Source organism: Pseudoalteromonas sp. PS5, assembly GCF_004103255.1.
In the GTDB taxonomy this organism is placed as follows: Bacteria; Pseudomonadota; Gammaproteobacteria; order Enterobacterales; family Alteromonadaceae; genus Pseudoalteromonas; species Pseudoalteromonas peptidolytica.
The window spans coordinates 1-13,293 of sequence record NZ_RCSQ01000092.1 but is presented as its reverse complement, the minus strand read 5'-3'; the positions used below and the strand labels follow the sequence as shown (position 1 = coordinate 13,293).

The 13,293-nt window shown below is 44.7% G+C and carries 8 protein-coding genes; 2 read left to right on the top strand and 6 right to left on the bottom strand.

Annotated elements, in window-relative coordinates; genetic code table 11:
* Positions 1–208: 208 nt before the first annotated feature.
* The 6 genes from hrpB to metA form a co-directional block, all read right to left on the bottom strand.
* A complete protein-coding gene (hrpB, locus tag D9603_RS12900) occupies positions 209–2,719 on the bottom strand; it encodes an ATP-dependent helicase HrpB (protein ID WP_128731618.1) in 2,511 nt (836 codons plus the stop codon).
* 84 nt (positions 2,720–2,803) lie between these two features.
* Positions 2,804–4,672 (bottom strand): GGDEF domain-containing protein, encoded by a 1,869-nt coding sequence (locus tag D9603_RS12895; RefSeq protein ID WP_128731617.1) that lies wholly within the window; start codon positions 4,670–4,672, stop codon positions 2,804–2,806.
* Positions 4,672–5,556, bottom strand: a complete 885-nt coding sequence (locus tag D9603_RS12890) for a hypothetical protein (RefSeq protein ID WP_128731616.1) — start codon at positions 5,554–5,556, stop codon at positions 4,672–4,674. Before D9603_RS12890 ends, D9603_RS12895 begins: the two co-directional genes overlap by 1 nt.
* Before the next feature lie 406 nt (positions 5,557–5,962).
* Positions 5,963–8,590 (bottom strand): methionine synthase, encoded by a 2,628-nt coding sequence (gene metH, locus D9603_RS12880; RefSeq protein ID WP_128731615.1) that lies wholly within the window; start codon positions 8,588–8,590, stop codon positions 5,963–5,965.
* A gap of 9 nt (positions 8,591–8,599) precedes the next feature.
* Complete coding sequence (locus tag D9603_RS12875; protein ID WP_128731614.1) at positions 8,600–9,679, bottom strand: homocysteine S-methyltransferase family protein; 1,080 nt, start codon at positions 9,677–9,679, stop codon at positions 8,600–8,602.
* On the bottom strand, positions 9,669–10,616 hold the full coding sequence (metA, locus tag D9603_RS12870; RefSeq protein WP_128731613.1) for a homoserine O-succinyltransferase: 948 nt from the start codon (positions 10,614–10,616) through the stop codon (positions 9,669–9,671). The genes D9603_RS12875 and metA overlap by 11 nt, the downstream gene beginning before the upstream one ends.
* Positions 10,617–10,794: 178 nt before the next feature.
* On the opposite strand from metA, the gene D9603_RS12865 reads away from it, so the two are divergent.
* On the top strand, positions 10,795–11,685 hold the full coding sequence (locus tag D9603_RS12865) for a DMT family transporter (RefSeq protein ID WP_128731612.1): 891 nt from the start codon (positions 10,795–10,797) through the stop codon (positions 11,683–11,685).
* A gap of 96 nt (positions 11,686–11,781) precedes the next feature.
* The gene (locus D9603_RS12860; RefSeq protein WP_128731611.1) at positions 11,782–13,227 is read left to right on the top strand and encodes a metallophosphoesterase; all 1,446 of its coding nucleotides are present in this window, start codon (positions 11,782–11,784) and stop codon (positions 13,225–13,227) included.
* Positions 13,228–13,293: the final 66 nt, after the last annotated feature.

Below are 13,293 nucleotides of genomic sequence, written 5' to 3'. Positions count from 1 at the left end.
AGAGAGTCCATATATGGTATTACATCAAGCTTAACGAGTAACCGCGTTTGTTGCGAGCGAAGTTTTCCGATAGACCTAAATACAAAGCAGGCCATTTTCAATCATGTCTAATACTTCTGCATAAAAGCTAGATATAAGCCTCTTTACAGCATTAATTTGTGCAGACAAGAACAAGATGGAGTTTTTCCTACCACTCGCCTTTCGTCAATTAATGAGATTTAGGTTTTATCGAGCGACCAGGCTTTTCTTCTAGCGGCTTATCTGGCCAACGGTGCTTGGGGTATCGGCCACGCATCTCTTTAGCTACATCAAAGTAAGAGGTGCGCCAAAAATTTCCTAAGTCACTGGTAGTTTGAATAGGCCTTTTGGCTGGCGACAATAATTCGAAGCGTACCGCAACCTTACCACCAGCCAACATGGGTGACTCTAGCTGTCCAAACATTTCTTGCAGCACCACGGACACCGTCGGACCTTGATGCTCGTCGTAGCGGATCAAGACACGTTTTTCACTGGGTGTAATATAAAATTCGGGAGCCTGTGACGCTAATTGTTGCTGTTGATCCCACGTCAGTGTTGCCTGTAGCAAATTAAAGATGTCCAATTGTTTTAATTGCTTAATAGTACTCACACCGCTGAGATAAGGCAGCAACCACGTATCTAACTGCGCGATTAAATGGGCTTCTGAGATACACGGAAATTCATCCACGTGTTCGCCAAGCCATTTCGCTCGTGCAAGCCAAGCTTGACTTTTTGCGGACCAGTTTAATAGCCCAAGTCCTTGTGAAGTTAAAATATCCTTCACACATGACTCAAATTCACAAACAGGGATCTGACTTAGGTTTTGTTCTTTTAAGATAAGTGCCTGGTAACATAGACGGCGACGCCCAAGTATCGCTTCTTTTTTATTGTCTAGCTGATAATGGGTTTCCTCGCTTAACTGCGAGGCTAACTGTTCAAGGAGTAGGCTCTGGCTCACCGCACAAGCCAGATATACTAGGCCATCTTTGTTTTTCCCATCCACATCACATACCACTAAATATTCCTCACCTTGCAGCGTATCTGCTTCGCGTAGCGTTACGCCTCTACCATTGGCAAGTAAATAACGATTGTCACCGTGAGCACGCTTTTGCGCAGCGCGGTCAACAAAGGCATGCAGTAGCAAACTAGCAGTACGGTTATGTATATCGGTAAGTGAGAGGCGTTCGATGTTTAACACAATGCCCAACTTTTTAGCAAAAGACTTGGCTAAAGTAAGTACAACTTCAGTGGTCGCACGATGCAGGCGGTAGGCACTAGTGGCGGTCTTTTTGTCTTTACTATACTCAACTAATGCCAACAATCGCCGAGTAATATCACTGTTTTTGGCTTGTATTTGAATATCTCGTTCACTTAACATCGCTGCTAACAAGCAAGCAATTTGCTGTTCTTGTAATGTGCTACTTTGCAATAGCATGCTTGCCAACCTTGGCGCAACCCCCAGCGCCAATGCCATTTGCCCAGCGGTTAAAATTTTATTTTGTTCATCAACGAGGTTTAGCGCGTGATTAAGTTGACGGGCAACCGTAAAGTGTCGTTCTGGCGGTGCACTTAGCCAATTAGCATCTTGGTATTGCGTTATACCCCAAGCACTTAACTCCAACGCTAGCGAGCAAAGATCGGTGGTCGTTATCTCTTCTGGCTGAAAGTCACTCAAGGTATTGTGCGCACTTTCTTGCCATAAACGTAAACAGTACCCTGGCTGTAAACGTCCTGCTCGTCCTGCCCTCTGAGTGGCAGAAGCTTTAGATATCATTACCGTGTCCAACCGAGAGAGGCCACTTTTCACATCATAAGTCAGACGCTTTTCAAGTCCTGAGTCAATCACTACAGTGATCCCTTCTATGGTCAGACTGGTTTCAGCAATATTTGTGGCAAAAATTACGCGTCTCACCGCGGCACTTTGTTTGCTCAATACTTTTTCTTGCTCTGCCAATGGTAAACCACCGTATAGCGGCAAGCATATAATGTCCTCTCCAAGTGTGGTTTTGCAGGCTTCTATGCAGCGTACTATCTCTCCTTGACCTGGGAGAAACACCAAAATATCGCCACTCTCTTGCACCCTAATTACCTGTTGCAATGCACGCAGAACATGATCAGACAAATACTGCGACGGTTTACCAAAATAGGCGACGTCAACGGGGTAAGTTTTTCCTGGACACGTCAGTATCGGGGCATCATCGAGATAGCGAGATAACAGTGCGGTATCTATGGTTGCCGACATGACTAGCAGCTTTAGGTCATCTCTGTAAGCTTGTTGTACTTCATATGCCAGCATCAAGGCTAAGTCAGCATGAATAGAGCGCTCATGAAATTCATCAAAAATAATCAAGCCAACATCCACCAGCTCAGGATCCGCTTGCAAACGGCGTGTTAATACCCCTTCAGTGACTATCTCTAACCGTGTTTTAGCCGACAGGCGTTTTTCGTTGCGAATTTGGTAACCCACCCGCTCACCAACGGTTTCTCCTAGCTGCTTTGCTAAATAATGCGCAATAGATTTAGCTGCAACTCGACGTGGCTCTAGCATGATAATTTTTTTATCACCGAATAAGCCTGCCTGTAATAATCGCAGCGGTACTAAGGTAGATTTACCTGCACCCGGCTCCGCTTGTAATACCAAACGACTATCTGAGGCAAGTGTTGAAATAATATCGGGAATAACAGCTTCTATGGGTAACAAAACGGGTCGTACTTTTTAGGTTGTTTTACCCTACATAATACACTTAAATGGCGCCATAATGTATGCTATTGCCTGCACAGCTTGTTACCCCGCTTTTCGAGAATAGATAAGATCAGCAAGATTTGAGAGCGTGCTCAGTCTCCCTGTTTGTAAATACGTCTGTAGGTTATGTGCAAGTGGACTGCTGCCGCTAAGCTCCTCACCCTCTCCTGCTAAAACACCGACCCACGCGTTTCTGCGCGATGCTTTTGCAAGATATAACCCACCATCAGCCAATTCTAGTACGTGCTCCCAGCCAAGCTTTTCAGGCTCACTAGGGTAAAAAGGAAAAGGAGCGAAGCCGATTGAGCAAGTGCAATTGATAACTTGGTCATTGACGATAAAAGGGTAAATTTCCACTTGCCGCCTGATCCGCTCCATCACTTCCTGTGCTGCCACATAGTCTAAATCAGGCATCACCAACAAAAACTCTTCTCCACCCCAGCGAACTATCGTGTCTGACTCACGAGTGCACTGCTTTAAAATTTCAGAAAAATCTTGTAAAACTATATCACCAGCGGCATGACCAAAAGTGTCATTGATCCCCTTAAAGTGATCAATATCTACAATCACAAAAATAAGATCTGCATTGCCTTTTGGTGGCGCACCGTGCCAAGCTTGACGGCATGCTTCAATTTTACTGTCAATAACACTAAAAAAATGATGGCGATTATTAAGTCCTGTCAGGCTGTCTGTAAAGCTCAAGGTTTGCAGGCGTTTGTTGCGCTCAGCAAGCTCTTCTGTTCGTGCTGTGACTTGGCTTTCAAGTCGTTTGGTGTACTGCCTATTTTGCCAGCGCCAATAAATCACTGTGATAAGCGTAAAGGTAAGTAGTGCAATTAACAGCCAACGCTGCTGATTGAGCCTTGCATTCTCAATCTGCTGTTGGTGAGCAATAATAAGCTTTGCCTGCTGAGCATTATCACGCTCAAGTGCATCAAGCGCTTGTTGTTGCTGCGCAAGCGAATACTGCGCTTCGAGTTTCAAAAGTTTGCTATTACGCTTTTGCAAATTTAACGACTTTTCAGTCACAGTATATCGCTTTAGGTATCGATGCGCTTGTTGATAGTTACCTTGCTGGGCATACGCTGCCGCTAATGTCCATTGAAGCTGAGACTGAAACAGCAAAAATCGCGTACCTAATGTGATTTCTAATCCCTGTTGAGCAAGTGTTATCGCATCTTTATATTCACCGGCTTGTAACGCGATCCGCGCTCGCTGCACCGCAGCCATAATGCGCATCCGCTGATTCTTCATCAGGTAGTTTTGCTCATCCAACTTTTGGATAATTGCGCTTGCTTGTGGGTACTTACCGAGCTGCAAATACGCCCATGAACGCGTTAAGCTTAACTGTGCGATAGTTTCTTGACGAACAGAGGAAGCTAACGGCGTGGCTGCGGTTTTAAGTGCCAATCGATATGCGCCTTTATCCATATATAGGCGTGCTTGCCAGAGCATAATCTCAGCATGTATCTGCGCGTTATCGTCAATTGTTTCTATCAATTGTAACGCTTTGTCTAAATACCGCTGTGCAAGATCAAAACTTTCAAGGTCGATATCTAGATGTGCAATGGCAAGATAAGTCGTGGCCTTAAGCATAGTGTTAGCTTCAGATCCAGCGAGTTGCAAAGCTTGTTGATGCAGATCCAGCCCAGCTTCAAACTCACCAAAGTGTTGCACTACACTCCCCTCAAGCAATAGAGTTTTAATTTGCAATTCTTTATCACCCTGTCCCCGTGCTTGCTCTTTGAGGGCACGAATACTGGGCAATAGCGACAAATCATAATCTTCTTCCACTGAAAGTAGCAAAGCATCGTACATCTGCTGCATGTGTGCTTTAGATTCATAAGCCAACGTACCAAAGGACGGCAAAAGTGCAAAAACGACACCAAACACCATAAGCAAAAATTGCATCAATCTACCTCAACTAACATTTTTGCATTAGCCACCTGCCAATTCGCAACCCTTTTGTTAATAAAGCCAGACTCAGTAAGTGCTCGCTTTATGATCCCCCTTTGCTTTAATACGTTTAAACCACGATTTAGCGCTGCAAATATTTGCTCACCTTCTGGGTGATTTTTACTTACAACGAAATGGCGAGAATCGGGTAATACAACTTTAATGTCTTCTATAGGAACATATTCTTTCCCCTCAAAGGTTAACACCAAAGAATCGCTCACACTGAAGTTGATCAACATGGTATCAACCACATTGCTTTCCACCATCTCTAACATAGTTTCCCATGGACCTATAAAACTCACCATGTGTAAATCTGTATTCATCAGGGCTCGCCAATCAACTGCCCATCTCGGGTTAGAAACCACATCAAGCTGCCTCAATTGGGACAGTGGAGTCTGTTGCAACGCGACATTGCGCTTTGTAACATACAAACCCGCCTCATATTCACCAACCTCAACAATAGGCTCAGAAATAAATAATGCGCCTCGATAATCTACGATACTTTCATGCCAAACACTGCGGGCCAGAATTAAGCTCTCTCCTGCTATCAGATCGGAAAACTCTAAAATATTGGCAGATGGTTTTGGGTTGAATACAACTTGGCGGGTTTCGCCACCGAGAAACAGCGCTTGTTGCAGTAACACCATTTCGATGATTTCGATATGAGATCCCTTGGTTGTGGGATGAAAGGTGTCAACATCTAACACATGACGACCCGCAAGAAAGTCTTCGTAGCGTTGACTGAAATTTTCACTGCTAATGATGTCTACAACAAGCTGGTTGCTTCCCCAGCTAATGGGCGAAATAAACAAAAGCCAACATACCCACTTCATTTTCATTGTTGACGAAAACCTTATTATTAACAGTTATTCAATCTAGTATACGTTAGTTTAGTCTCCATTGTTAACTACAAAACAACATTATCTAATAAATTTGGATGCTTAATTTATCTAGCTCAAGGTTTGAATTTGGAACTATGTTAATTATTTTATTTAAGTGGTTTATTTTGAGGCAAGAAAATCTTGTCCGTCACATCGCTTTCACGCCCTGCTCACGCCGAGGTAACTACATCTGTAGGCAAGGCAAAACCTTACTATTTAGTTATTCTAAATAAGAAATTTTTAACGCAGTTAGATTTCTGCCTTCAAATTGAACAAGTATTAAGGCTAATTGGTATCAGTTATAGGATGTGTTGTTTAGCGCAATAAAAAGCCCTAAAGAAATAGGGCTATATCATCATCCAGTTTATGTCGTTTCGTAGCCGAGGTTTGGGCTGAGCCAGCGCTCAGCTTCCGCTAATGACATCCCTTGGCGCGTCGCATAATCTTCAACTTGATCTTTTTGAATAGTCGCAACGGCAAAGTACTTAGAATCTGGATGCGAGAAGTACCAACCCGACACCGCAGCTCCCGGCCACATGGCGTATGAACTAGTCAGCTTCATACCGATACGGTTTTCGACATCTAACAGTTGCCAAATTTTTTGTTTCTCGGTGTGCTCAGGGCACGCTGGATAACCAGGCGCCGGACGGATCCCTTGATAGTTTTCACGAATAAGCTCTTCATTACTTAGTGCTTCATCCGCAGCAAACCCCCAGTGCACTTTACGCACTTGCTCATGAAGATATTCGGCAAATGCCTCGGCTAAGCGATCTGCAACTGCCTTAACCATAATCTTGTTGTAGTCATCTTGCTTAGCATCAAATGCCTCTGCTAAGTCATCTTCTTCAAGACCACCGGTGACGGCAAATGCACCGAAATAATCAGGAGTGCCTTTAGGTGCAATATAATCCGACAAACAATAGTTAGGAAAATCGGTTTTTTCGGTTTGCTGGCGCAGCTGACATGACGTAACCAAGACTTCACTTCGTGACTCATCTTTGTAAATCTCAATATCGTCACCCACGCGGTTAGCCGGGAACAAACCAATCACACCAAGTGGCTGCAAACTACCATCTCGCTCTAGTTGATCTAACATGGCATTGGCATCATGAAACAGTTTTTGCGCCTCTTCACCAACCACTTCGTCTTGCAGAATACGTGGATATTTACCAGCCAATGACCAAGTCATAAAAAATGGCGTCCAGTCGATGTAATCGCGCAGAGTTTTGATGCTCACATCTTTAAACTCAGTGATCCCCAACTTACTTGGTACCGGTGGCGTATAGTTTTGCCAATCAAGTTTTGCAGCATTATCCCGAGCTCGCGCTAAGGTAACCGGTTTTGAGCGTGGCTTTTTACGCGCTTGTTGCTCTCGCACTTTGACGTATTCATCCGCGGTTTTTGCCAAAAATTCGGGCTTTTGTGTTTTACTTAACAGGCTAGATACCACACCAACCGCGCGACTGGCGTTATTGACGTAAATCACACCTTTATCATACTGAGGTTCAATTTTAACTGCGGTATGGGCTTTCGATGTGGTAGCACCACCAATGAGCAATGGAATATCAAAGCCGCGGCGTGTCATTTCTTTAGCGACATGCACCATTTCATCAAGAGAAGGCGTAATAAGGCCAGACAAGCCAATGACATCAGCATTTTCATCAATGGCCGTTTGCAGGATTTTTTCTGCTGGCACCATCACCCCTAAGTCCACAACTTCGTAGTTATTACATTGCAGTACCACGCCCACGATGTTTTTGCCGATGTCGTGTACATCGCCCTTAACTGTGGCCATGATCACTTTACCGTTACTTGAGCCCTCTTCTTTTTCTGCCTCAATGTAAGGGTCGAGGTAGGCCACCGCGCGCTTCATCACTCGAGCAGATTTCACCACTTGTGGCAAAAACATTTTGCCCGCGCCAAACAAATCGCCAACCACGTTCATACCATCCATCAGAGGCCCTTCAATCACTTGAATTGGCTTATCAAACAGCTGACGACAGGCTTCGGTGTCTTCGTCAATAAACTCTGTGATCCCTTTAACTAGCGCGTGTTCCAAGCGTTTTTCAACTGGCCAAGAGCGCCACTCTAGATCTTCTTTTTTGTCTGCTTGCGCCATACCTGAATATTTAGGCGCTATCTCAACCAATCGCTCGCCAGCACCAGCGTCGGTATTGAGGATCACATCCTCAACGGCATCACGGAGCTCTTTTGGAATATCGTCATACACTGCAAGCTGACCGGCGTTAACAATCCCCATATCCATACCCGCTTTAATCGCATGGTACAAAAATACAGAGTGGATAGCTTCACGCACGGGATTGTTACCTCGGAATGAGAAGGATACGTTCGATACGCCCCCAGACACTTTACAGTGCGGTAAGTTTTGCTTGATTCTGCGCGTGCCCTCGATAAATTCAACGGCGTAATTATCGTGCTCTTCAATCCCCGTGGCGACCGCAAATATATTTGGGTCAAAAATGATGTCTTCTGGCGGAAACCCAAGCTCATCAACCAAGATTTTGTAAGAGCGCTGACAGATCTCAAACTTTCTATCTGCGCTCTCCGCTTGACCAACTTCATCAAACGCCATAACTACCACGGCTGCACCAAAACGTTTGATAATTTTAGCTTGATGAATAAATGGCGCCTCACCCTCCTTTAAGGAGATTGAGTTTACGATGGCTTTACCTTGAATACATTTCAGGCCCGCTTCAATGACTTCCCATTTAGACGAGTCAACCATGATGGGAACTTTTGAGATATCCGGCTCTGACGCTATCAGATTGAGAAACTTTACCATCGCTGCTTTTGAGTCCAACATGGCTTCATCCATGTTGATATCAATTACCTGAGCACCATTTTCAACTTGCTCTCTGGCAACATCTAATGCAGTTTCGTAATCTTCTTCTAGAATAAGGCGTTTAAACCTTGCTGAACCCGTTACATTGGTACGCTCACCGACGTTAGTAAATACTGCTGTTTGTGTCATGGTGAATTCCTAATTTAAGTTACAGGCTTCAAGACCAGCCAAACGCATCCGCACTTCGATGTCAGGCAAGCTACGCGGCGGGGTTTGTGCAAGACCACGCGCAAAGGCGCTAATATGCTCAGGTGTGGTGCCGCAGCAACCACCAACTATGTTGATAAATCCTTCTTTACCCCAATCGATAATTTCTTTTGCCATGTCATCGGCTTCTAGGTCATATTCACCAAACTCGTTGGGAAGCCCAGCGTTTGGATGCACAGAGGTAAACGTTTCACATACCCGTGAGAGCTCTTCTACATATTGTCTTAGTAAATCTGGGCCTAGCGCACAATTCAGACCAATGGAAATCGGTTTAATATGGCGAATGGAGTTATAAAACGCCTCTGTGGTTTGCCCTGACAGCGTACGCCCTGACGCGTCGGTTATAGTACCAGAGATCATCACAGGTAATCTCACCCCAGCTTGCTCAAAGGCTTCCTCCACACCATAAGACGCGGCTTTGGCATTCAGGGTATCAAAAATAGTCTCAATCAAAATAAGGTGCGCACCGCCTTCAATAAGGGCAAGCGTTGACTCGACATAAGCTGCAACCAACTTGTCGAAAGTGATATTGCGAAAACCAGGGTCGTTTACATCAGGAGAAATGGAGCAGGTTTTTGATGTTGGACCAAGTACACCTGCCACATAGCGAGGCTTGCTGGGGTCTTGGGCGGTAAATTCATCGCACACCGCACGTGCAAGCTTCGCCGATTCGAGATTAATCTCTTGACTCAGGCTTGCCATATCATAATCTTCCATTGAGATAGTGGTGGCATTAAAAGTATTGGTTTCAATGATATCCGCGCCAGCAGCGAGATAATCACGATGGATCTGCTTGATAATCTCAGGTTGTGTCAAGCTTAGCAGATCGTTGTTACCTTTGATAAGGACATGCCAATCTTTAAAACGTTCACCACGATAGTCCTCTTCTTCTAATTTGTGCTTTTGGATCATTGTACCCATCGCACCGTCTAAGATCAGAATACGTTGCTGCATTGCTTGCTTAAGCTGCGCTGCAATTTGCTCACCGTTTACGGCTACATTATTCGGCATAATTGTTAGTCCTTACATCTTGGCTAACTAAGTTAATATCATAAGGTGTGGTTTGGTAAACATAGTAGTTTAACCAATTTGAGAATAACAAAAACGCGTGACTTTGCCATGTTTTGGAGGGGCGCTTTGTGGTGTCATTCTCAGGAAAATAGTTCTCGGGCAGTGGTGCATTAGCCATTTTCTCACAGTCACGTAAATATTCTTTTTGTAACGTGTCAGCATCATACTCTGGATGACCGGTGATATAGACTTGGCTGCCGGAATGGTTTTTTATTAAGTAAGCACCCACTTTTTCTGAACCAGCTAAAATTACAAGGTCTTTACATGTATTAATTTTGCCGACATCAATATGGCCATATCGAGAATGAGGCACTAAAAATTCATCGTCAAAGCCGCGAGTCAGCGCCCCGTGGTCAAAATAACAGTGGTGCTTAAACACACCGCACAGTTTGTCCTCTTTGAGTTCCCGTTTTAAGCCATAGTGATGATACAAACCGGCATGCGCTGCCCAGCAAGAAAAGAGCGTTGAAGTAACATGGTGCTCTGCCCAATCAAAAAACGCCTGTAACTCTTGCCAATACACCACATCGTCATACTCAAGATGCGCCAGTGGTGCGCCAGTGACGATCAAGGCATCATAGTTTTGCTCTTTTACATCTGAAAAATAGCGGTAAAACATGTCTAGGTGTTGCTCTGAATTTTCAGAACTGCGGTGAGTGTCTAGCCGTAGTAAATCGACATTCACTTGCAAAGGCGTATTGGCCAATAGCCTAATAAATTGCACCTCAGTTTCCACTTTATTTGGCATCAAGTTTAATATGGCAAGTCGCATAGGGCGGATCTCTTGCGTTGATGCACGGCTTTGTGGCATCACAAAAACATTTTCATGACGCAGTTGGGCAATGGCTGGGAGTTCGTCGGTGACGGTGATTGGCATGCGCTGCTCCAGACTAATCGAATGGCATTATTATGGACAAAAACAGGAAAATTTCAACCTCTAGATGTATGGACGTCCAAAACCCCATAATAACGATTTGATCTCGCTCCCTCCCCATTTTTTGTTCAATGTATGTATACTTGCCACCAAATTAATAAGCACAAGCAGCGTGGTATATATGATTGGCATTGGGGAAGCGGCAGCAATTGCAGCAGCCGGAGTATGGGCTGGTTCAACAATTTTATACAAGCGATTTAGCCATCACCTCAGTCCGTTTGAGCTAAACGTCAGCAAAGGCGTTATTGCTTCTGCTCTGATGATATTATGTTTACTCGTCACCGCTGATACCATGTACCCCACCTTACTCTCTAGTTGGGGCTGGCTGATTGCCAGTGGCATACTGGGTATAGCGATTGGTGACAGCGCCTACTTTGCTGCACTTAGAAATATTGGCCCTGCACGCACTTTGGTGATTGAAAGCCTAGCACCTGCCATTGCTGGGATCTTAAATATTATTATTCTTGGTGTTTATCTTAGCACATCAGCTTGGCTTGGCATTGCTATCACGACCGTAGGCGTAATGCTCGCAATCAAACCAAGTCGTAGCCAGCCAGTTGTAGACAACAAGCACTATATACTTGGCGTTTGCTTCGCACTTACAGCGGCTGTTTGCCAAGCTGCGGGTATGGTACTTTCCAAAGGCGCATTAACTAACGAAAGCATCAGCAGCTTGTGGGCAGCACTTATCCGTCTCGCCTCAGGTACCTTATTTGTGGCCTTTATTGTCACCTATTTGCGTTCACAAAGCCTACTTAAGGCACTTACGCTGAAACAAATTCAAGGCAAAAACTGGCTGTTTGTTGCGGTGTTTTTTGGTACTTTTATCGGCCTATGGCTACAGTTGATATCCGTTAATCACACCGACCCAGCCATCGCGCAAACCATCTTTGCAACGGCACCGCTTATGGTGATGACGATTGGGCTTTTACGCAGAGAAACTATCACTAAATCAATGCTATGTGGTGGGTTAATTGCGTTAGTTGGGGTATTTTTGCTACTAAGAGGATAGAGTACCGGTGTGATCACAGATATTTGCATTGAAGGCTCGCAAACTATTAACAATCAATTAAACTTCCTTCTACTACATTAAAAAAGGAATGAAGTCATGCGCGTTATCATTGCCATTGCTGCGCTCAATTTAATAGCTTGCAGTAGTACACTTGCTGTACAACAAGTAAATACCAAAGTGCTCGGCGCTTACACTATGTTTGCGCCCTCAACTACTGAAACCCCCAATATTTATGCTCGAGTGATTGTCGATGGTGTACTAACCGACGCCAGCCAATGTCCCTCTCTTATCTCAAATAAAGCTGTCACACCAATGACATTAAGAGCAAAGCGCCCAAACCCGGCGCACTTTCCTGTTACCGTATGTGAAGCAAAGCTAAGATCAAACACTGCCTATACAGTCACCAATAGCGCATTTTCGTTAGCACCAGTCACCTTTGACCCTAAGAAAATCGCGGTTTTCGGCGATACCGGCTGTAAATCGTCAGTGTGTAAAAACAACAGCGCTGCTGAGCCGTTTAAAAGCCTTACGGCGCAAGGAGCACAACAACGACCACAGCTACTGCTTCACATGGGAGATCTCAATTATCGTGGTACTGGCGGCGCAATCTCTGGGGATACCTACGCCTATGACGCAGGTGACGGCGGCTACGGTGGTGCAAGCTGTGGCTTAAATGACACTTACTACAGCCAAAACGCGCTAAATAGCCCCAGGCCAGACACATGGAGTAATTGGCAAGCCGACTTCTTTTTTGCGACGCGTCAACTTTCAGCTACGGCACCATGGATTTTTGCACGGGGAAATCACGAGTTGTGTAGTCGAGCTGGCGTTGGTTGGTTTTACTTTTTTGGCCCAGGGGCAGCCCTCCCTGATGCTGTAGACCAACAACAATGCCCAGCACAAGGTGATTATACTCAACCACCAAAATCTGCAAGCGCGCATATCATTGTGCAAAACTCCTATACCATCAATTTAAAGCCGCTCAGTATTTGGGTAATGGATAGCGCGAATGCGTGTGATGCCAGTGCCGATAATGGGCTAACTAAAGTTTACCAGCAACAATATCAAAGACTAAATGTCAGAAGTGAATTACTAAAAACCAAGCCCATGTGGATCATGAGCCACAGACCCATTTGGGGCGTTGAGAACCCAACAACCAAAGATACCCTAAACGTAATGCTACAAACTGCATTGAAACGCACCAAATCTGGCCAACTGCCCGATCATGTAAAATTATCGCTCGCAGGACATATGCACATTTATCAGTCTTCAACTTTTGCAACAAGCACCGCTAGGCCGCCGCAAATTGTCGTAGGTAACAGTGGTGTTAGTTTAAGTAACACCAATGCCTTTAGTGAATATGATTACAACTTGGATGGTGAAAATGCGGTGGTGAATACACAAGGCAAATTTGGCTTTTTATCAATTGAACTTGGTAAAGGAGGAAAGTGGCAAGGGCAGTTTTTGGATGAAAACGGTGCTGCCTTTTTAACTTGTGATAGTGAAATTTCAGACAAAAAAGCGGTGTGCTTAGCAAAATAAAAACGAATATTTCTTAACTAACCTAAGGTTTGGATAATACCAACTTGCTTAATTAAGTGGTCTATT

Coding starts and splice junctions, on each gene's coding strand:
- D9603_RS12895 (WP_128731617.1), bottom strand. CDS start 4,672: ATGCAATTTTTGCTTATGGTGTTTGGTGTCGTTTTTGCACTTTTGCCG.
- D9603_RS12890 (WP_128731616.1), bottom strand. CDS start 5,556: ATGAAAATGAAGTGGGTATGTTGGCTTTTGTTTATTTCGCCCATTAGC.
- metH (WP_128731615.1), bottom strand. CDS start 8,590: ATGACACAAACAGCAGTATTTACTAACGTCGGTGAGCGTACCAATGTA.
- D9603_RS12875 (WP_128731614.1), bottom strand. CDS start 9,679: ATGCCGAATAATGTAGCCGTAAACGGTGAGCAAATTGCAGCGCAGCTT.
- metA (WP_128731613.1), bottom strand. CDS start 10,616: ATGCCAATCACCGTCACCGACGAACTCCCAGCCATTGCCCAACTGCGT.
- D9603_RS12865 (WP_128731612.1), top strand. CDS start 10,795: ATGATTGGCATTGGGGAAGCGGCAGCAATTGCAGCAGCCGGAGTATGG.
- D9603_RS12860 (WP_128731611.1), top strand. CDS start 11,782: ATGCGCGTTATCATTGCCATTGCTGCGCTCAATTTAATAGCTTGCAGT.